Source organism: Chryseobacterium jejuense (assembly GCF_900100075.1).
Taxonomy (GTDB): Bacteria; Bacteroidota; Bacteroidia; order Flavobacteriales; family Weeksellaceae; genus Chryseobacterium; species Chryseobacterium jejuense.
This window is the reverse complement of sequence record NZ_FNEG01000010.1, coordinates 41,585-63,538: the sequence shown is the minus strand read 5'-3', so window position 1 is coordinate 63,538 and position 21,954 is coordinate 41,585. Positions and strand designations below refer to the sequence as shown.

Genomic DNA, 21,954 nt, shown 5'->3' with positions numbered 1-21,954 from the left:
AGTATGCTTCTAAAAAGAGATGCCAATAGATCATAAGCCTCCTCCTATGAAGAAGCTGAAAAAATATCTGAAGGGTACAGTTTTATATTCTAATGCATAATTATCCTCCAAGCTCCAGCTGATTTTTGACTAAACTATAATAGTTTGATTTATTCTCCACCAATTCCAGATGTCCCCCTTGTTCTACAATTTTTCCATTCTTGAGCACAATGATTTGGTCTGCATTTTTTACGGTGGATAAACGATGAGCAATAATGATCACTGTTTTACCTTTGAAGAACTCTTGAAGATTGTCATGGATATTCTTTTCATTTTCTGCATCCAAAGCTGAAGTAGCTTCATCAAAAAAGATATATTCTGGGTCCTTGTATACTGCTCTTGCAATAAGTATACGCTGCTTTTGTCCTCCTGACAGTTCTATTCCAGAGGTTCCTACTCTTGTATTAAAACCCATGGGTAACGTCAGAATAAAATCATATATACAAGCCATTTTAGCGGCATTCACTACCCGTTCTTCATCAACTTCAATATCTGAGAATACAATATTGTCCAGAATTGTACCACTGAATATATTACCATCCTGCATCACAATTCCGCACTTCTTTCGCCATTCACTGGAATATACGTCATTAATATTGATGTCATTCAACTTAATGGTTCCATGTTCTATCATGTAAAAGTTGAGTAACAATTTCAACAATGTCGACTTTCCGCTACCGCTTGAACCAACAATAGCCGTGGTAGAATTTGCATTGATGGTAAAACTCACGTCGTCCAACACATAAGGACTGAACTTTCCAGGATATTTGAACTTCAGATCTCTGATTTGAATCTGTTCAATCTCAAATCCATCTAAATGTTGCGTAGCGCATATATCTTCTTCTTCTTTACTGTAGATTTCACTAACTCTTTGATTGGAAATGTCTGCATCTTGGGTATCTCTAATGAGAAATAACATTTTCTGGATTGGAGTATTCAGCTGTCCTATGATATAGGAAATACTTAATAAGCTTCCCAATGTCAATTCACCATTTATAATTAGAATCGCACAGATACCAAATGCCGCCAGCTCTTTGAGTTTGGTAAAAAAGTTCATCCCAAACAACTGGTACATATTAAGAAAAAGGGAATTTAAAGACAATTTATTCAATTTGTCTTGGATTGTAAGTATCTTATCAATCACCTTATTCTGAGCATTATTAATCTTAATTTCAGGCATATTCATAATAAACTCATATATATTGTTATTATTTTGAGATTGTTTTATGAACATACCGTATTCTATCATGGCTCTTCTTTTCAAAAAGAAAGCAATCCAAAGCACAGAAAATATTGAAAAGACAAAATATACCAAAAAGATAAATTTATTGAAGTAAAGAAGAATAAGTCCAAATGCTAAAATATTAATAAAACTCAACACAAAATCAATTCCCTTCCAGGTTAAAAAGGTTTGAATTCTATCCTGGTCGGAGAGCCGCTGTAATGTTTCAGTATTTAATCGGGTATCAAAAAAATTGATGGGCAATTTTATTAATTTCTTCATCAGAAACTCTTTCATTCTTATACTTAAATTGAAATTTAACCTTGTAAGAATAACATTGTTTCCGAATTCGAAGATAAAACCTGAAATAAAAAGAACAAACTGCGCCAGCAAAAAGTAATAAACAATAGTAATGGATTTAGGCACTACTCCTAAATCAATAGTTTTTTGAAAAACAAAAGGAATAAAAAAATTGGCGAGAAGACTTAAAAGTATCAAACCAAAGGAAATAGCATACTTTACTTTATGTTTTTTAAGAAATAAAAAGGTCTCCTGGAAATATTTATTATCAAAATAAGATTGTTTTTCTACTTTAGGAAGTTGAAGATTCTGAAACTCTTCTCCCTCCTCAAAGTAGATGACCACACCCTTGTCATTGTCTCCATTCCATTCGCTTTGCAAAGTTTCTGCATCAATCACAATCTCTCCATATCCAGGATCTCCAATATAAAAATAGGGAATGTTGTTTTTAAATTTTATTTTTTGCAGCACTACAAAATGATCCTGTTTCCAATACAAGATAAGAGGTTTAGGGATCTCTAATAAATCATCTAAAGACAATTTCAGTGCTGAAGATTCTAAACCCAGCTTCTCAGAGACATCCAGTATATCCTGGATAGAAACCCCTACCCTGGTAAATTCAAACAGTGATTTTATCTGATTCAATGAACAAGGCTTATTGAAGCCACGCACAATCATGGTCAGACAGGCTGCAGCACAGTCGCTACTCTCGACTTGATACTGAAAATGGGTATTAAACTTCTTGCGGAGCATTTACAATCTCATCTATTTTAGCTAATATAACATTACTCTTTTGCTGTTCGTCCCCATGGTACACACAGTAACCATCACCTCCCAGATTTTCTATTGCATGCTGTGAGCATCCCCCATTACACAGAGGCATAATTCGGCAGGACAAGCAAGGCTTATTATTGAATTTAGAATCCATCCTTTTTTCAATATAGCCGTCATTCCATATTAACTCTCCGTCTTCTGACAGATATCCTGCTCTGTCTTTGGGTACAAAGTCTCTGGCAGTACATTTGTAGATATCACCATTGTAGTTTACCACCACACTGTTTCGTTTGTCTGCATAACACGAATCATTGACATTATTAGGAGAATAATGTACATGGGTCATGAATCCTTTCTCCTGCATTTTTTTGCTGTTTTCATCAAGAAACTTACTGGTATCATCCAACTGATCATTTTGCCAAACCCTGTGATAATCAAACATCAATTTATTCTTATCAATCTTCTCAATAATATCAGCGAAATCATCGACAATCTTGTGACAGTTGTGTATATTTTTATCCGTATAATTGATTCTTGCTTTTATCGTAAAGTTGTCATAAGAAAGTAACTTTCTAATGTTTTTGATGATCTCATCATAACTTCCCTTAGTTTTAGAGACAAATCTTACTTCATCATGTTCTTCTTTGTATCCGTCAAAGGTGATCTGCAAGTGTATATTGAGATTCTTTTTTCTGAAATATTCTATAAAGTAATCATCGGTAAGATAACCGTTGGTTGTGAAGCTAATGGTAAACTCTTTATCATATTTTTCACAAACCTCTACTACATGATCTACTATCGGGATCACATTTTTCTTAAAATATAAAAGGGGTTCGCCTCCGAAAAAAGCCAAAGTAAGTGTCTTCAACTCAGGTTTTGAACAAATTTTATTTACCAGTAAATTGATGGAATCCATAACAGTGACTTCCAATCGGGAATCCTTAATATGAGTTTCGTAGCAATACCAGCACTTAAAATTACAATTCATAGTGGGATTGATTGTCAATACGAACTCTTCTTGGGTTTCATCCACTGATTTACTCTTTTTTTTAACCTCTTCTAGTTCATTGATATCGTCTTCAATAATAAAACGATTATCTTTCAAATAGTTATAAAAATCCGGATGATAATTCCCCAAAATATCAATTCCTTCTGCCCTGGCTGCCTGCAGCAAATCGTTTAGTTCATTTTCCAAAAACAAGACTTTCTGCTGAAATGAATTGTACAGCGCCAAGCTGCCATTATAAGGCAATATACTATTAAACTGACTATATTTCATTTTTTGGATATTAAAAGTTTAAAAAAGAGGTTAACTACTTGGCAAGCCTTTCGTTAACCTTTATTATGGAATAAACCCTTTTAGCTAGTGGTAGTAGTTGGTATATCCTTGATACTACATCCTGCAGCACAGTTTCCTCCGAAGCAGTTATTACCACCTACAGATTTAGTTGTAGCAGTTTTGAATGCACTGGAGAACCCTCCTTTTAGCTTTTCTCCAGAAGCTGCTAGAGCTTCAAATTTAGAGATGTCAAACTTTTTTTTCATGTTAATGATATTTGATGGTTATTGATTTATCTTTTAAAGTCATAAAAACCATTATTGGACTAGCGTTTGCAAACTATATAAAATCCAAGGTAGTATTGCGCACTAAAACCTTATGAAACTATATTCTAATTAATTCTCTGTCTTTCTTCTTTATTTCCCACATTTCGCATCTGGTCCTTCGGTCTATCGCTACCAAATTGATAGCGAAGCGAAAGTCTTACATATTGGGAATCAAAATACCCATTGTATTGATTATAAATGTTATTTCTGTAGCTCTCTGTATTATAATCAAAAGACTTCAATAGGTTATTGACAGACAGTGCTACAAGTAATTTATTCTTTAAAAACAAAAACTTCGAAGACAAGCCCATCAGAGCCATTCCTTTATTTTCAACCAAATCCCCAGATTTTCTAGGAAAAAAATATTGAAAATTTAAACCTATCTGTATTGTTTTTTCTTTATTCAAGCTAAAGTTATTATAGGTAGATACCACAGCTCCAATCCCCTCCGAACTTCTAGGAGTAATCGGATATATTCTAGAATTGGAATGAAAATAATACACATCCATCTGATTGGTACTTTCCAACCACTTCAGCTTTTGAAAAATATAAAGCTGCTTAACTCCTATACTATAATCATCAAAATAATTAAGAGGAATAGAGATCTGATTGTAAGTATTCTCATCAAAATAAACTACCCTCGAAGAGTTATTACTGTCATAACTATAGTAAAGTGTGGTCTGCAGATTTTCTTTGTATGAATAATTGAACTCCAAATTATCTACAAAAACTGGCATTAGAGACGGATTCCCCGTAGAATATGCAAAATCATTAGAATACCATCTAAACGGATTAAGCTGTCCGAAAGCAGGCCGGTAAATTCTTCTACTATAATTTAAACTGTATGTATGCTTTTTATTAGGTTTATATTTTACGTAAGCTGTTGGAAAAAATTTTAAATAATTATTTTTAGTTGTTTCATTCAAAGATCCCGATGTTCCATTAGTTTGTGTATTTTCTGCTCTTATCCCTAACTGTACATCCCAAATGCCTTCTGCAAAGCTTTTATTTCCTGAAACATAAACAGCCTGTACATCCTCTTTGTAACGGAAATCATCTAGTTCAGTTTTATTTTCAGATATCCTGTTCAAAGTAATGTTATTATTGGTTGTAGAAAAAGACAATCTAGAACCATAATTTAGTTTCATCCATTTCAGTGGGTGCTGAATATCAAATTGTATAGAATAATTATTGATTTTTTGCAAAGAACTATTATTTACAAAAACTTCCCCATCTTCAATCCCGTTTATAAAAGATCCCGTTGTTTTGGTATAATAATCTCTATTATTACTTGCTTTATAATTAAAATAATCAAAATCGATATTCAACTTTCTGCCTAATGTATCCAAATCTATTTTCGAATGCCAGTTTAATGATGTAAGATCGTTATCCCTTCTATTCAGTCCTGTAGTATAAAGATTAGTTCTTTGGCCATTAAATCCTAAAATATCTGTATTCAATCTTTCCGAAACATTGGGATTTGATAAATTGCCAATATACTGAAATCCAGTTGTCCATCTTTTTGAAATATCATAATCCATTGATACCCTGAGATTGAGATTATCCTGATAATTCTTGTACCTGTTACGGTTATTCCAGGTATTCTCAGGATAAAAAATAGAAGCGTTTTCTTCACTGAAATATGCTCCGTTCAAGTAATTAATACTCGTACTTAGGGCAAGTTTATTCTTTTGATAATTGAATAGCCCGCCAATACTTCCCATTCCATAAAAACCCTGTCGATAACTAGTATTAAAGGTAGAATTCCAGCTATTGTTCTTAGCTTTTTTTAAAGATATATTAATGATCCCACTATTTCCTTCCGCACTATATTTAGCTGGAGGTGTAGTAATCACTTCTATATTTTTTATGTCACTAACAGGAACAGATCTCAAATAATTAATTAAATCATCACCAGAAAGCTGCATCAATCGATCATTAACCATTACTGACAAGCCACTTTTACCAATAATAGAGATCTGATCATTCTGTATCCTAATTCCAGGAGTAACCATCAATGCATCTAAAGCATCTCCCCCAGCTGCGGAGACAGAATTTTCTACATTAAAAACTAATCGGTCCACTTTTCTTTCAATCAGTTTTTTCTTTCCTTCAAGAACCACCTTATCAATAAGAAAATTATTTCCCTTTACTTTAATCTTTCCAAGATCAGTATTACCATTCAATGTTATATTTAAATTCAGCAATGTATTTTTAAAATATTTTACCCTTAAAATATACTGTCCTGTATCTTTATTTTTTATGGTAAAACTTCCGCTCTCATTTGTCAAAGTACTTGTTATTGCAACAGAATCCTTAGTCATTAATAAAACTTCTGCCAGCTCAATAGATTTATCATTTTCATCGAAAATTTGTCCATTCAACCTTATTTGAGAAATAAAATTCCCAGAAATAAAAATAAATGACAAAATTATTAACATTCTCATATAAAGTACACTATTTCATGGTTAAACTAAGTGAACTAAAAGTAAAAAAAAATGTGACGAAAAAAATTACACAGGTTAAAAAGCTATAATTTATAATTATTATAAATAACAATATGCTGAAAAACAATAAGTTAAGCCAAATAATGTTTGTTTTAAAATAGAAAAAAAAACTGAAATTTAGCCAAAAACATCACCTGACGGTGACAAAACAAGTACCCAAAAAAGAGAATTATCACCATTATCTCCAATTTACTATTCATTAATTTAAAAAAAAATTGATTTTGATGTTAAAAATTTAGGATATAACACAATAATTATCCTGAATGATATTCCTTATTTTCTAAAATATTGTAAAAACAGACTATCAGTGGTGCATTATCTTCTCAATTACAGCGAATATTTGTTAGTTTATTATGCTAAAATATTCTAAGTGATTCAACCCAATATTTTTTGATTTACTTGTATATAACTCAAGAAAAAAAAGATAGAGCAGGAAAGAACAAAGTTCAGGAACTATGATACAACTAGAATACACGGCAGATTTTATAAAAGAATTACCTTTCAAATAATATTTTTTCAGTTTTATTACCAGACTTGTCTCTCTTGATTGTATTCGGAACTGACTATTTGTTCATCAATTTCAAAGAAAATTTTAAAGAATCGGAAATTTTGTCAAGTTAAATTATCGTTAAAAATACATAATCCGGAAATTTTGTCCATATTTTTTGTAAATTTAATAATTGAACAGTTTTTGCGATACAGTCATCGATTAAATGATTAAATAATTGATAGGCATTAAGAAACTAAGCCTTAAAATTTAGTTTCTTGATGTTTTTTTAAACCAAACTTTAAACGAATCATTACCAAAAATATAGAAAATATGAACTTAAACCAATATACTGTAAAATCACAAGAAGCCATCCAGGCAGCACAACAAGTTGCGATGGAATTTGGCAACCAAAGTATTGAACCACAACACCTCCTTGAAGGAATCTTTCAGGTGGATGAAAATATATCGCCTTTCCTATTAAAGAAATCTGAAGCAGATGCTAATTTAGTAAGAGAGCGAAACCGTGAGAATTTAGAAAAGCTTCCAAAAGTACAGGGAGGAAATATCTATCTTTCACAATCAGCCAATAAAGTATTGCTGGATGCACCCAACATTGCTAAAAAAATGGGTGACGAATATGTAACCATTGAACATTTATGGTTATCCCTTATTGAAACCAGCTCTGAAGTTTCTCAAATGTTGAAAGATATGGGTGTTACCAAGAAATTACTGGAAGGAGCCATTAAAGAATTAAGAAAAGGAAGCAAAGCTACTTCTGCAAGTTCAGAAGAGACTTATCAATCCTTAAATAAATATGCTAAAAACTTCAACGAGTTAGCAGCCGAAGGAAAACTGGATCCCGTAATCGGGCGTGATGAAGAGATCAGAAGAGTATTACAGATTCTTTCCAGAAGAACAAAAAACAATCCTATCCTTATTGGAGAACCGGGTGTAGGTAAAACGGCTATTGCTGAAGGAATTGCTCACAGAATCATCAGTGGTGACGTTCCTGAAAATCTGGTGGATAAGACATTATATTCATTGGATATGGGAACTTTGATCGCTGGAGCCAAATACAAAGGTGAATTTGAAGAACGTTTAAAATCCGTAGTAAATGAAGTAAGCAAATCTGATGGACAAATCATTCTTTTCATTGATGAGATCCACACTTTAGTAGGTGCAGGAGGTGGCGAAGGTGCTATGGATGCTGCCAACATTTTGAAACCAGCCCTTGCCAGAGGTGAGTTAAGAGCTATTGGTGCAACCACTTTAAATGAATACCAAAAGTATTTTGAAAAAGATAAAGCGTTGGAAAGACGTTTCCAGAAAGTAATGGTAGAAGAACCGGATACTGAATCTGCAATCTCTATCCTTCGTGGAATTAAAGATAAATATGAAGCTCACCATAAAGTAAGAATCAAAGATGAAGCGATTATTGCAGCCGTGGAAATGTCTCAAAGATATATTTCAGACAGATTTTTACCGGATAAAGCCATTGACCTTATTGATGAAGCTTCTGCTAAGCTGAGAATGGAAATTAATTCTAAACCGGAAGAGCTGGATGTTTTAGACAGAAAATTAATGCAGCTGGAAATTGAGCTGGCTGCTATTTCAAGAGAAGGCAACCAAACTAAAATAGATCATTTAAAAGAAGACATCTCAAAGATTTCTGAACAGAGAAATGAGATTAATGCCAAATGGCTGAAAGAAAAACAGAAAAGTGAAGATCTTACTCAGATCAAAAAAGATATTGAATCTCTGAAATTAGAAGCAGAAAGAGCTTCCAGAGCAGGAGATTATGCCAAAGTAGCGGAAATCCAATACGGAAAACTTCGTGAAAAAGAAGATGAGCTTGCTAAAGTTGAACTTGAAATGCAAAATCATCAGAATGAGCTCATTAAGGAGGAAGTAACCTCTGAAAATATCTCCGAAGTCATTGCAAAATGGACAGGTATTCCTGTAACCAAGTTATTACAGTCTGAAAGAGATAAGTTATTGAATCTGGAGGCTGAACTCCACCACAGAGTTGTAGGCCAGGATGAAGCCATTGAAGCTGTAGCGGATGCCATCAGAAGAAACAGAGCCGGGTTGAGTGATGACAAAAAACCAATTGGATCATTCTTATTCTTAGGAACAACCGGTGTTGGTAAAACTGAGCTTGCAAAAGCATTGGCAGAGTTCTTGTTTGATGATGAAAATAACATGACCAGAATTGATATGAGTGAATATCAGGAACGTCACAGTGTTTCCAGATTGGTAGGAGCTCCTCCGGGATATGTTGGATATGATGAAGGTGGGCAGTTGACTGAAGCAGTAAGAAGAAGACCTTATTCTGTAGTCCTTTTAGATGAGGTTGAAAAAGCACACCCTGATGTTTTCAACACTTTGCTACAGGTTTTGGATGATGGACGTTTAACGGATAATAAAGGCCGTGTTGTGAATTTCAAAAATTCTATCATCATTATGACTTCGAATTTAGGCTCACACCTGATTCAGGAGAATTTTGAAAATCTAACTGAGGAAAACCAGGAAGAGATTGTGGATAAAACCAAAGATGAAGTTTTTGATTTACTGAAGCAAACGTTACGTCCGGAATTCCTGAACAGAATTGATGAGATTGTTCTCTTCCAACCATTGAAAAAGAAAGAGATTGGAAAAATCGTTCAGTTTCAATTGAGAGGATTTAATGAGATGTTAGCAAAACGTAACATCATCATGACTTTCACTCAGGACGCAGTAGATTATCTGATGAACAAAGGATATGATCCGGCATTCGGAGCAAGACCTTTAAAAAGAGTGATCCAACAGGAAGTATTAAATAAACTGTCTAAAGAAATCCTTGCAGGAAATGTAAATGATGGTGACAGAATTACCCTGGATTACTTTGTAGAAACTGGACTAGTATTCAGACCTACTGAACAATAAAAGAATAAAGTAGTTTTTTTTCATATACATTAATTTTTGTAAATGAGTGCTGTAGAGAAATCTGCGGCACTTATTTTTTTTGTATAAACCATTTGATACTCCTTAAATAAGTCAGTTCTGAAGAGGCTACAATTATAGAATAAGCTCTAATCAATAAATACTTTTTACAATTTATATCTTTTTAATGTGAAATATTATTACTTTTAACCTTCAAACAAATTAATAACTTAAACTAAATCAGTATGAAAAAGTTAAAAAGAACAGAATTAAAGAAAATCGATGGCGGAATCCTTTCTCCAATCATTGAATGTGATGAAAACTGGAACTGCCCCACAGGTCTTTGCTGTACGGCAGGAATGATTTGCAAGGATCCTAAAAAATGGGGCTGTATTTAACTATAAACGGAGAATTTTTCTCCGTTTTTTTATGCCTAATCATCTGATTTTAACTTTATCTTTTTTTCATTAGTACACAATCCGTAAAAATACGGTAAAAATAACAGTGTAATTCCTTATTCCCAACTCAGCTTTCTCCCGTATTTTTTTACGAAATTTGCAGAAATAAGGATATTCCATTATAAAACTAAGGTATGAAAACAGAATCTACTAATGAACATGACCCTTCGGGATCAGGAGTAATGTCAAATGATCTGATTAAAGCTCTTATTGACAATTATCGCCAGAACCAAATGATTGCCATCAACGAAACGATGGGAATAACTGATGCCCATTGCATCTGGTTTGATCTTCCAAAGCTGAAAAACTTCATCAATCAGATAGAACAGGAGGCCAGTAAAATAAACCCTGAATGCACTCAGGAAGATTTGGGAATCAGGTTTTATTATGCCGCATACCCGAAAATCGAGAATTGGGATATCATGGAAAGCCACCCTGTTCCACAAGAGTATTCCGAAAGACATACCCTTGTAATGATTCCTACTATGAAAAAAGAGAGTAAAGAAGGCGAAATTTTTAATTACGACTTTCATTCTTTACAACAATCAAACGGAAAACCGGTAAGCACTGCGCTCTATGCTCGTGGAAAAAATCCACCCCCTGAAGGCCTTGGAGAAAACAGCGGAATTTTATCTCCTCCGGGAACTAAGATAGGAACGCTCTAGTATTAATTAAAAGAACTTTATGATAAACAATGACTGAATTCCAAAGGTTTTTCTCACAATTTATGTATACTGGAGAGGCTATCGCTGCTTTAGTATCCATTATTTATTTCAACCGTGTACAAAAACTACATTGGAAACTTTTCGCCTTGTATCTTATTGCCATTTTTCTGTGTGAATCTTCTGTGAAATGGACAGAAAAGGAACTCCGAATTGATAGGGTTATCTTTTACAACTATTTTGTAATGCCATTACAGTTTATCTTCTTTTATTGGCTTTATGCTATAAAGTCTCTGAAGAAAACAAAGTTGTTCTATATCTTTTCTCTGTTATATTTTGCTGCATTTATTCCGCAGGCTTTATTTTTCGAAGGAAACAAGATTGTATATTCTCTTAATTATACTTTAGGCTGCTTGTTTTTGATGATTCTTGTAGTCATGGAATATTACCAACAGGTCAACTCAACAGAGATCTTAAAGTTCAGTACCAACAAAATGTTTTATATCAATCTGGGGATTACTCTTTTTTATATAGGAACACTCCCGTTTTTCACTTTCATGTCTCTTCTTTGGGAATATAGAGATATTTGGGATCTATATTTTGCTTATTTTCAGGTTTCCGGAACTGTAATGTATCTTTTATTCGCAAGTTCATTTATATGGGGAAAGCAGAATTAATAATTACGATCATTCTTTTTAATACATTCTTTGTAATGTTTGCCGTTGCTGTGGCTATCTATATCAGAAACTACAGGCAGCGCAAGAAAGAATACCTTAATGAGATAGAAATGAAAAACGAGATTCATCAAAGGGAACTCCTTTCTACACAGCTCGAGATCCAACAGGCCACTATGCAGCAAATTGGAAGAGAGCTGCATGATAATATCGGACAAAAGTTAACTTTGGTGAGTTTATACGTTCAACAAATGCTTTATGAGAACAAAGTTCCTGAAGCCAGTGAGAGAATTGACCAGGTTTCTCAGATCATCAACCAGTCTCTGCAGGATTTGCGTAGCCTTTCAAAGACATTAACAGATGATAATATCAGCCAGAAGGAAATTGTAACTTTAATTCAGGAAGAGGTTGATAATACCAATTCACTGAAGAAATGTCTTATCAGTTTTGAACATAATTTTGAATATCTGGATCTAGGTTTTGTCCATAAAAATCTATTGCTCAGAATCACTCAGGAGTTTATCCAAAACAGCATAAAACACTCACACTGCAAAAATATTTTCATCAGTTTAAACACTTCCGAAAACACACTTTGGGAACTCACCATCCGTGATGACGGTATCGGATTCGACAGAACCCAGACAAAATCCAACGGAATTGGTCTTACCAATATGAAAAACAGAGCGGAAATTATTGGTGCTGATTTCCTTCTTGAGAGTGAGAAAAACATAGGTACCCAACTCAATATTATCTTAAAAAAACAACCATGAAAAAAACAATTGTAATTGTTGACGACCATATACTTATTGCAAAAGCTCTTGAAGGGATTATTGGAAACTTCAGTGAGTTTGAAGTTATCTACGTTTGCGAAAGCGGCAAAGATCTGATTCAAAAATTTGAAGAAGGAAACACAATTCCTGAAATCATTCTTATGGACGTCAGTATGCCGATTATGGATGGTTTTGAAACTGCTGCCTGGGTTACCAAAAATCATCCGGAAATCAAAGTAATGGCACTCAGCATGCAGGGTGATGATAACAGTGTTATTAAAATGATTAAAAATGGAGCAAAAGGATATCTTTTAAAAAACACCCATCCAAAAGATCTGGAAATAGCACTTACTAGATTAAATACAGATGGTTTCTTTTATCCTGAATGGGCATCAAAGATTATATTCTCCAATCTCAATAAAACTGATATTGAAACTACTGTAAGAATCTCAGACCGGGAAAAAGAATTCCTCAAATACACCGTAACAGAACTGAGTTATAAAGAAATTGCAGACAGAATGTGCTGCAGCCCCAGAACAGTGGAGAGCTACCGTGACCAGTTATGTGAAAAACTGGATTTAAAAACCCGTGTAGGCCTGGCTGTTTTTGCAATTAAAAATGGCTTTGCGAATTAATTCAGAGTAAAAAAAATTCTATAAAAACAGAAAAAACATCACTGTTTTCCCCATAGAATACATTTAAACAGTAAACACAGTAAACAAAATATTAAAATTGATTAAAATTCAATAAAAAACAGATTAAACAGAATATTAATCAATTAATTCAATAATTAAATATAAATAATGTAAATAAATTACAATTTCATTTGGATATTATTTTTAAATAATATAATTTCACATCCTCAAAATAAAAAAGCGATATGAAAAAACTATTATTTGGAGCTCTTGCTCTAAGCTTAATGTCTGCCTGTAATAATGACAGCATGACCAATCAGAATGAAACACCAGCAACCGAACCGACACTTTCAACCAACCTAACACTAAAAAGAGGATGTGCTTCAGAAGAAATAAGACAGGAAACACTACAAAACAACCCTGAACTGAGACAGAAATACACTGAATTAGAAGCCAATACAGAAAGCTTTTCCCAAAATCTCAAATTAGGCAAAGTCCTTACTGATGGCAGTGTGGAAATCCCAGTAGTAGTGAACATATTATACAGTAATGCTGCCGAAAATCTTTCAGATGCTAGAGTTGCCGAGCAAATTGCTGTATTAAATGCAGATTACGGAGGTACTAATACTGATATTACTAAGATACCAACAGAATTTCAGACTGTAAAAGCAGGAGATGTAAAAATAAAATTCAGATTAGCCAATACAGTAAGAAAATCTACAACTACAACAAGTTGGGTAAGAGATACCATGAAAAAGTCAGCTAATGGCGGAATAGATGCAACCAGCCCTGCCAACTATCTTAATATCTGGATTGTAGGCAAAGTAGTAAGCAGTGATGGAAGAACTATTCTTGGATACGCTACTTTCCCTGAATCTGCAGGATTATGGAATGATGGTGTTGTTATTCCTGCTCCATATTTTGGAAAAACAGGAGCTGCCACCAACTTCAACCTGGGAAGAACAGCCACTCACGAAGTTGGACACTATCTAAACCTAAGACATATTTGGGGAGATGCAAAATGTGGTGACGATTTAGTAGCAGATACTCCTACACAGACTGCAGAAAATTATGGTACCCCTTCCTACCCTCTTTATAATCGTTGCAGTGGTAAAAATAGATCTGTAATGTTTATGAATTATATGGATTATGTAAATGATGCTGCCATGTTTATGTTCTCTGCAGGGCAAAAAACAAGAATGCAGTCTGTAGTTGCAGCTTCCGGAGCAAGATCAGGATTAAGAGTTTATTAAAATTAAAATCCATTTAATATATTTAAAATCTATCTCAACAATTGAGATAGATTTTTTTTTGCTTCTACCCTCCTCTTAAATTTCAAAAACAGAACAATAATTAAAGCACCAGAAGTTATATTTATCAACGTACTATCCAAATTAAGGATAATAAGAAATCTGCAACTTTTGTTATTTTTTACAATAATGTCACGAGCCTACTCATTGTTAAAAATTTTCTACAAATATTAAAAAAATATAAAAATATTTTCAACACAAAACACACTTAAAGGTGAAATATAAAACAAATACACAGAATTGATTAAAATTCAAAACAAATCAAATTATATTACTATATACGCAAGTAAAACAAACTTTAAATGATTATTTATTAAATATTTCACCAAATAATTTGCATATCAATTTTAAATAATATAATTTCACATCCTCAACCACAATTATATTATAACGATATGAAAAAATTCTTATTTGGAGCTCTCGCTCTGGGTTTAATGTCTGCCTGTAACAATGACAGCGTGACCAACCAAAATGATTCACCTATGAATTCAGAAGCTTCTCCTAATGCATTAACTGTTACACAAAGAAGCTGTCCATCAGAAGAAATAAGACAAGCAATGCTTCTGAAAAATCCTGCACTTCAACAAAAAGTAGCCGATATTGAACTCGGAACTGAAAAATTTACAGAAAATCTTAAAGTGGGAAAGGTACTCGCAGATGGAACTGTTGAAATCCCTGTTGTTTTTAACGTCATCTATAATACTTCTACTCAAAATGTTTCTGATGCAAGAATCGCAGAGCAAATTGCTGTACTGAATGCTGATTATGGTGCTACCAATTCCGACATTACTAAAATCCCTTCCGCATTTCAGCCTTCAGCCGCTGGTGATGTAAAAATCCGTTTCAAATTAGTAGCTACTAATCGTAAACAGAGTACAAAAACAGGTTGGAGATCTGATCTTGAAGAGATGAAAAAAGCGAGTACAGGAGGTATTGATGCTACTGATGTAAATAAAAACATGAATATCTGGGTAGTGAATTCAATACTTGACGAAAATAGCCAACCTGGAACTTTAGGCTACGCTTATTATCCAGAACACGCAGGACAATGGTATGATGGTCTTGTAATAGGTTATCAATATATAGGAAAAACAGGTGCTTCTGCTCCGTTCAACTTAGGAAGAACGGTAACGCATGAAGTAGGACACTATCTAAACCTTCCACACCTTTGGGGGTCTTCTAATGCAGGCTGTCAGACAGATTATTCTAATGACACTCCAACTTCTCCTGGCCCTAACTACGGAAATCCAACCTATCCGTTAAACAGAGTTTGTGGAGGCGTGAGTCGTTCTCAAATGTTTATGAACTATATGGATTATGTAGACGACAAATCAATGGTTATGTTCTCTGCTAATCAAAAAACAAGAATGCAAGCTGTAGTATCTGCAACTGGGCCAAGAGCTGGGTTAAGATAATCAACAAAATCAATTGAAATATTATAAAAACATTAAAATAGTCTATCTCAATTTTTGGGATAGATTTTTTTTATATTTTTACGAGATTTTAAAAATAAAGACACGGCGATGAAAAAATCGGTCCTAACGTTAGGGATTTTATTACATTTTTGCAGTTATAAAGCACAAGATACCATTCAGTCTCGCAATCTTCAGCAAGATCTTGCTTTAATCAGTACAAGCTCCCCCATAAAAGAGCCTACTCCTTTTTTTAAGAAAGAATGGGTAAAAAAATCTGTAGCTCCTGCCATCCTTTTTACGGCAGCTGCAGCTACATGGGGAGAGAAAGAGAATATCCGTGAGGTAAGAAACCGATACCTTCCCAACTTCAAAATGAAATATGATGATTATCTTCAATATGCTCCTGCTGTAGCTGTTTACGGCTTGAAATTGGGTGGTGTAAAGGGAAGAAACAATCTTGGAAGAGCAACTTTATCTTATGGTGCCAGTCTTGTAATTATGGGAATTCTGGTTAACTCTATTAAATATACTACAAAAGTTGAACGCCCGGATGGGTCTAAAAATAATTCTTTCCCGTCAGGACATGCTGCCATGGCCTTTACCAATGCCAGCTTTCTACACAAAGAATATGGAATGGTAAACCCAGCCTATAGTATTGCAGGATATGGTTCTGCAACCCTTACAGGACTTGGACGAAATTTAAATAACAGACACTGGGTACCAGATATCCTTGCCGGTGCCGGTATTGGGATCATAGCAACAGAACTTGGGTACTTTTTTATTGATAAAATTTATAAGAATAAAGGAGATAATTTAAGCATTTTATCAAGAATACAAGGAAATGACTATCCTTCTTTTCTGTCTCTTAAAATGGGTACAGCACTAGGTACCACCAACTTTCTGAAAGAATCGGAATTGGATGATAAAAAACAAATCGGCTTTGAAGGTGGATTGGAAGGGGCTTATTTCTTTTCAAAAAAATGGGGTGTTGGTGCAGATGTATCCTTCAGCAGTTTCCCCATTAAATCTCAAAGAATAACGCTTGATGACGGACAGGATTTTGGTGACCATGAAATTAAAACCCAATCTATGGGCTTCTTGTCCGCAGGAATTGGACCTTATTTTTCTCATGAGTTCTCAGATAAATGGCAACTTACTTTAAAACTAACCGGCGGGTATGCTGCCACTGCAAGTGGAAAGGTATTTGTAAAAGGAAATGAAATAGACGCTCCTAACCACGAGCTTCAGATCGCGAGATACAAACCAAAACCGGCTTTCCGTTGGAATACAGGAGCTTCTATGACTTATAAGTTCAATCCGGGGCTAGGTCTTACTTTCTATACAGATTACAACCAGATCAATTCTACAATCCGATATCACTTCAGCGATGAACTCAAGGAAAGTGCTGAGCTGGATCAGGAGCTGAACAACCTGATTGCTAAAGAAAAAATCAATTATATTACTTTAGGTCTAAGATTAACTGCCTATTTTTAAAATAAAAAAGCCTTCAGAGTCTGAAGGCTTTTACTTTTATAAAGTTTTACTGTTATTTTCCGGAGTATAATCCATAAAGAGATCTCCGTCCAGCTTTACAGATTTTACTTTTTTCTTAATCGGAATCACTAGATCAGTTAATTTTTGATCTTTTTCCCAAACAGATGGTGAAAAATGCAATTTCTCTGTAGTTCCATCTTCATATGAAAGTACCGCATCAAACGGAATTGCAAACCCACCTACATTTGCTACATTCACTGTAAGCAAATCATTCATTTGAGAAGCTCCGGCCACTTTTAAATCGATATAATTATTGGTATAAAACCAATTCTGGAAAAACCAGTTCAGATTTTTTCCGGAACCTGTATTCATAGAGTTGAAATAATCCCATGGCACCGGATGTTTCCCGTTCCAGTTATCCATATAATGATGTAATGCTTTTTTGAATAATTCATCACCCAGATAATCCTTTAATGCAAGATAAGACAAGGATGATTTTACATACGAATTGTTTCCGTACCCGGAACCACTTACCTGCGTACTCATTGTAATGATCGGCTGATCCTGTTCTGCTGACGGATCATTGATCCATTTTTTTACACGGAAGTTTTTATAAAAATCTTTCGCTTTCTCTTCCCCATTTTCATCAATTCCAATCAAATATTCTAAGGTAGTTGCCCATCCTTCATCCATGAAAGCATATCTCGTTTCATTAACTCCCATATAGAAAGGGAAATAAGTATGTGCAATTTCATGATCTGCAGTAAGTCTGGCATCCTGAAGGTCATCCGGAATACTGGTATCATTAATCATCATTGGATATTCCATATCTGCATATCCCTGAATAGCTGTCATTACATTATAAGGATATTCTACTCCCGGCCAGTTTTTGGAAAACCAATCCAGGTTATAACGCATCCAGTCTACATAATGTTCAAAATCTTTTGCTCCAGCTTTATATCCAGCCTGAACACTGGCTCTTTTTGTTTTCAGCTGTACACTGGCAGCATCCCATACATAATGATTGCTCAATGCAAAACAGAAATCAGTGATATGGTTGGCTTTAAACTTCCACACATTCCATTTATTTTGCTGGGTAACTTTTCCAGACCTCATTTCCTGTTCTGTAGCAATATGCATCAGCTTATCACTTTTCAATGAAGCTTTATATCTTTTTAAATACTCAGGCTGAAGAACTGCCTCCGGATTCAGGAAATCTCCGGTTGCCCACACCACATAATTTTTCGGTGCTGTAATGGCAAAACTATAGTCATTAAAATCATTATAAAACTCCTGTCTGTCGGAATGTGGAAGCATATCCCATCCGTTATAATCATCATACACAGAAATTCTGGGGAAAGAATAAGCTACATAGAATGTTTCCGGATCAATCTGCCCTTCTCTTCCACTCTGTACGGAAAGCGGATATTCCCACTCTACCTTAACTTCAGATTTTGACTTTGATTTTAAGGGTGATTTTAATTTTACTTTTTCAACAGTTCCCCAATCATCACTATTGATGTCATATTTTTCACCATTTACAATGAATGATTTGATCTTAAGCCCTGCGGATAAAAAATCTTTAGAAACCGATCCAGATCTTGGAGACTGTGGCTTATGTAGATTATTAACAAATCTTATCGCTAATTCATTGAGATTATCAGGACTGTTATTGCTATAAACAATTGTTTCTTTTCCGGAAACAGTCTTTGTATTGGCATCTACTTTTACATCTACATTGTAAATTCCTTTATTCTGCCAGTAGCTTTTGCCCGGTGCACCAGAAATATCACGGGTTCCTTTTTCATAAGCTCTTTTAATATTTCTCGGCATATACAATTCCTGAGCAGAAAGTTGCAATAATGAAACAACCACCAGCATTCCGGAAAAAATTCTCTTCATAATAATCTCTTTTTTAGATAAGTATCAAAAATAACGAAAATGTAACATCAGTCGAGAATTTCTTTTATAATAATGTTTTATAGTAATAAGTTTTTAATTTAAAATATTCTGGAAAGTCAGGAGATTGAAGCTGGAGGATGGAAGTTATGAAAACCATAAACAACAACTGTCTTCTCTTTTTAAAAGTAACTTTTCAAGCGTTCAATTTTAGTTTCCTTAAACAAAACCCAAGTTAAAGCCTGTCCTGTTCAGATGTTTTTTTGATTGTTTTGGCATTCTTTACAGATTGATTTCCAAAATTGTATTTTAATGATAAGTTGAATCCTTGAGTATCTGTATAATCCAGGAAATAATTATCCTGATTAGCATATTTGGTAACAATTTTCTGACGTGTTGTTTTGAAAATATCATTTACAACGAATGCTGCCTCCAATTTTTTATTGAAGAACTTTCTATTCATCACAAAATAAGCAGACCAATTGCTGGAAATTCTAAAAGGGCCTTGTATTCCGGCAGAAAAATACCGATGGCCCATTTCCATTTTCCAGTCACTGTTTTTATCCAAAGTAAAACTGGTAGAAATATTAGACATCCAATTCCAGACTTTATTCTGATGCAAAATACCATCTACACCATTGAAATAATTCTCGTTATGCTCCAGATTTTCGGACAGAACAATATTCCACCAAGGCTTTATCTGGAAGCTTTTATACAAACTTAGCCCAAATGCCTGCCCTTTTTCAATATTTGTAAAATGATAAACCACGTTATTGGTTTCTGGTACCTGATACGAAATTTCCATAGAAGGATATAATTCTTTACGGTAGTAGAGATCCAAATTCCAATCTTTCCAGGAGTAGGTAAGATTAAGATTATGAATAATTGTAGCTTTTAATTGAGGATCTCCCTGAAAGTAGGAAAACAGATTGTAATAAGATTTTGCAGGATTCAACCATGAGTAAGAAGGCCTACTAATTCTTTTCCCATAAGAAAACCCAAACTCATGTTTATTTTCTGTGGTATATTGAACATAAAAGGTGGGGAAAAAGTTCCAGTAATTATTTTTATTCAAGTTATAGGGCTCAGAAACAATTCCTTCAAGGTCTGTCATTTCTGCACGAAGCCCTCCCTTAAAGTTCCATTTTCCAATATTGTAGGATAGCGATGAATACAGAGCAAAATTGTATTCTTTATAGTCAAAATCACTGCTTTTTTCAGGCCTGAATTCCATAGACCCATTTTCATTATCAGAGAAATCAAGCTTGCTGTTTGTTTTTACAAAGCTATATTTTGCCCCGGATTCTACTTCCAGCTTTTCGCCTTTCCATTGATAATCCAATTGGGTGGAATACAACTGAACATCCGCCTTATTCTGAGTTAGAAAATTATCTTTCCTTGCAGGCTGACCTGCGAAATCCAGATCGGTAGTTACATTCTGGTATTTGCTGGAATTATTACTGGTAAAATAATTAATCCAGGATAAATTGCTTTTTTTATTCAGTTTCCGATCTATCTGAAAACTTACGGAATTATTGATGGAGCTTGATTCATGATCGTTTAGTGTTCTGTAATGAGACTCTACAACATTCTGGCTGTTATAAATTAATGTAGGTACATCGTAGACTCCATGAGACTTTGGAGAAAAATACCCTGAATAGTTGAGGCTTAAGCTGGTTAAACTGTCCAGCTCATATTCCACATTAAAATTCAGGGTATTCTGGTTAGTGTTTTTATCCTTCCTGTTCATCGTGCTTATCCATGTGGTTTCACTTTCGGGATAACGAACATAATCATATCCTTCACGGAAATAAGTTCCCATCCCTTTATAATAGCTTGCCATAATGGATAGCTTATCCTTCTTGTAATATTGCGACAGTCCGAAAACTGCTTTTGCATACTGAGTCTGAACATATTTTGAAGAGAGAATCCCACGATAGCCTTCAATCTTATTCTTTTTCATGACTATATTCAGCACTGCACTTCCCGAAGCTTCATATTTTGCAGGTGGATTGGTAATTACTTCTATTGATTTCACTTCATCTCCCTGCGTGTTTTCCAGAAGGTTTTTAAGTTCATCGCCAGTAAGCATTACTTTTTTATCATTAATAGTGACCAAAATTCCTGTACTTCCTTTCACCGTTAATACATTATTATTTACCGTTACACTGGGTGTATTCTTTAAGATTTCCCAGGCATTGAGTGATGAAATATTACTGTTTTCCACATTAAATTCCAGACGGTCCACCTTTCTTTTCACCAATGGTTTCCGCTGAGTCATCACAACACCTTCTATTTCCTGAGTTTCCTTTCTGAGAATAATTTGTAATGCTTCAGGTTTTTGAAGATCCACGTTCTTTTCAAATAAAGAATATCCATTGTTCTTCACTACCAACTTTACATTTTGTTCTTTAATTCCTTCCAGAATGAAACCTCCAACCCCATCGGTTTTTAACTCTTTGATTAATTCATTTTTGGAATTATACAGAACTATATGTACTGCTGAAAGTTTTTCATTTTCGGTATTCATTACCGTTCCTGCAATTTTTTGTTTTTGAGCCATCATCATTATGGGAAGACACAGAAAAAGAAGAGTTTTGTTCATGATTACATTTTTTAAAATAAGGTAAGACAGTACCAAACCTTGTTTTACAGGACAAAATTCCATATTGAGTGGGAGAATTTCGGTTAACGAAAGGTTAATGATGGGTTAACACCTTTTTTGCTTTAAAATGAAACAGCCTGAATTATAAAATTCAGGCTGTTAAAATCAATAGG

15 protein-coding genes are annotated in these 21,954 nt (G+C 34.2%); 9 read left to right on the top strand and 6 right to left on the bottom strand.

Features of this window, described 5'->3' with window-relative positions; all coding sequences use genetic code 11:
* Window positions 1–100: 100 nt before the first annotated feature.
* From BLS98_RS22315 to BLS98_RS22300, 4 genes are all read right to left on the bottom strand, one after another.
* Window positions 101–2,314 carry a peptidase domain-containing ABC transporter gene (locus BLS98_RS22315; protein WP_089739628.1) on the bottom strand — a complete coding sequence of 738 codons (2,214 nt, stop codon included), beginning with the start codon at window positions 2,312–2,314 and terminating at the stop codon, window positions 101–103.
* Entirely contained in the window at window positions 2,295–3,614 is a 1,320-nt protein-coding gene (locus tag BLS98_RS22310; RefSeq protein ID WP_089739626.1) for a radical SAM/SPASM domain-containing protein, read from the bottom strand. The genes BLS98_RS22315 and BLS98_RS22310 overlap by 20 nt, the downstream gene beginning before the upstream one ends.
* 80 nt (window positions 3,615–3,694) lie before the next feature.
* Complete coding sequence (locus tag BLS98_RS22305) at window positions 3,695–3,880, bottom strand: hypothetical protein (protein WP_089739624.1); 186 nt, start codon at window positions 3,878–3,880, stop codon at window positions 3,695–3,697.
* A gap of 125 nt (window positions 3,881–4,005) precedes the next feature.
* On the bottom strand, window positions 4,006–6,324 hold the full coding sequence (locus tag BLS98_RS22300) for a TonB-dependent receptor domain-containing protein (RefSeq protein WP_167356273.1): 2,319 nt from the start codon (window positions 6,322–6,324) through the stop codon (window positions 4,006–4,008).
* Window positions 6,325–7,267: 943 nt separating this feature from the next.
* Here BLS98_RS22300 and clpB point away from each other — a divergent pair.
* From clpB to BLS98_RS22260, 9 genes are all read left to right on the top strand, one after another.
* Window positions 7,268–9,862, top strand: a complete 2,595-nt coding sequence (clpB, locus tag BLS98_RS22295; protein ID WP_089739620.1) for an ATP-dependent chaperone ClpB — start codon at window positions 7,268–7,270, stop codon at window positions 9,860–9,862.
* A 242-nt stretch (window positions 9,863–10,104) separates the two neighbouring features.
* Window positions 10,105–10,257 carry a hypothetical protein gene (locus BLS98_RS23465; RefSeq protein ID WP_167356272.1) on the top strand — a complete coding sequence of 51 codons (153 nt, stop codon included), beginning with the start codon at window positions 10,105–10,107 and terminating at the stop codon, window positions 10,255–10,257.
* Window positions 10,258–10,451: 194 nt separating this feature from the next.
* Window positions 10,452–10,982, top strand: a complete 531-nt coding sequence (locus BLS98_RS22290) for a hypothetical protein (protein WP_089739618.1) — start codon at window positions 10,452–10,454, stop codon at window positions 10,980–10,982.
* A 29-nt stretch (window positions 10,983–11,011) separates the two neighbouring features.
* The gene (locus BLS98_RS22285; RefSeq protein WP_089739616.1) at window positions 11,012–11,656 is read left to right on the top strand and encodes a hypothetical protein; all 645 of its coding nucleotides are present in this window, start codon (window positions 11,012–11,014) and stop codon (window positions 11,654–11,656) included.
* On the top strand, window positions 11,638–12,423 hold the full coding sequence (locus tag BLS98_RS22280; RefSeq protein WP_089739615.1) for a sensor histidine kinase: 786 nt from the start codon (window positions 11,638–11,640) through the stop codon (window positions 12,421–12,423). The genes BLS98_RS22285 and BLS98_RS22280 overlap by 19 nt, the downstream gene beginning before the upstream one ends.
* Window positions 12,420–13,058 carry a response regulator transcription factor gene (locus tag BLS98_RS22275; RefSeq protein WP_089739612.1) on the top strand — a complete coding sequence of 213 codons (639 nt, stop codon included), beginning with the start codon at window positions 12,420–12,422 and terminating at the stop codon, window positions 13,056–13,058. The genes BLS98_RS22280 and BLS98_RS22275 overlap by 4 nt, the downstream gene beginning before the upstream one ends.
* 245 nt (window positions 13,059–13,303) lie before the next feature.
* Window positions 13,304–14,311: a zinc metalloprotease gene (locus tag BLS98_RS22270; RefSeq protein WP_089739610.1), complete on the top strand. Its 1,008-nt coding sequence runs from the start codon at window positions 13,304–13,306 to the stop codon at window positions 14,309–14,311.
* A 452-nt stretch (window positions 14,312–14,763) separates the two neighbouring features.
* Window positions 14,764–15,783, top strand: coding sequence for a zinc metalloprotease (locus tag BLS98_RS22265; protein WP_089739607.1), 1,020 nt, complete (start codon window positions 14,764–14,766; stop codon window positions 15,781–15,783).
* 108 nt (window positions 15,784–15,891) lie between these two features.
* A complete protein-coding gene (locus tag BLS98_RS22260; RefSeq protein WP_089739605.1) occupies window positions 15,892–17,277 on the top strand; it encodes a phosphatase PAP2 family protein in 1,386 nt (461 codons plus the stop codon).
* Between the two features lie 36 nt (window positions 17,278–17,313).
* On the opposite strand, the gene BLS98_RS22255 is transcribed toward BLS98_RS22260, so the two are convergent.
* Window positions 17,314–19,179 carry a M1 family metallopeptidase gene (locus BLS98_RS22255; protein ID WP_089739603.1) on the bottom strand — a complete coding sequence of 622 codons (1,866 nt, stop codon included), beginning with the start codon at window positions 19,177–19,179 and terminating at the stop codon, window positions 17,314–17,316.
* Between the two features lie 232 nt (window positions 19,180–19,411).
* A complete protein-coding gene (locus tag BLS98_RS22250) occupies window positions 19,412–21,781 on the bottom strand; it encodes a TonB-dependent receptor (RefSeq protein WP_089739752.1) in 2,370 nt (789 codons plus the stop codon).
* Window positions 21,782–21,954: the final 173 nt, after the last annotated feature.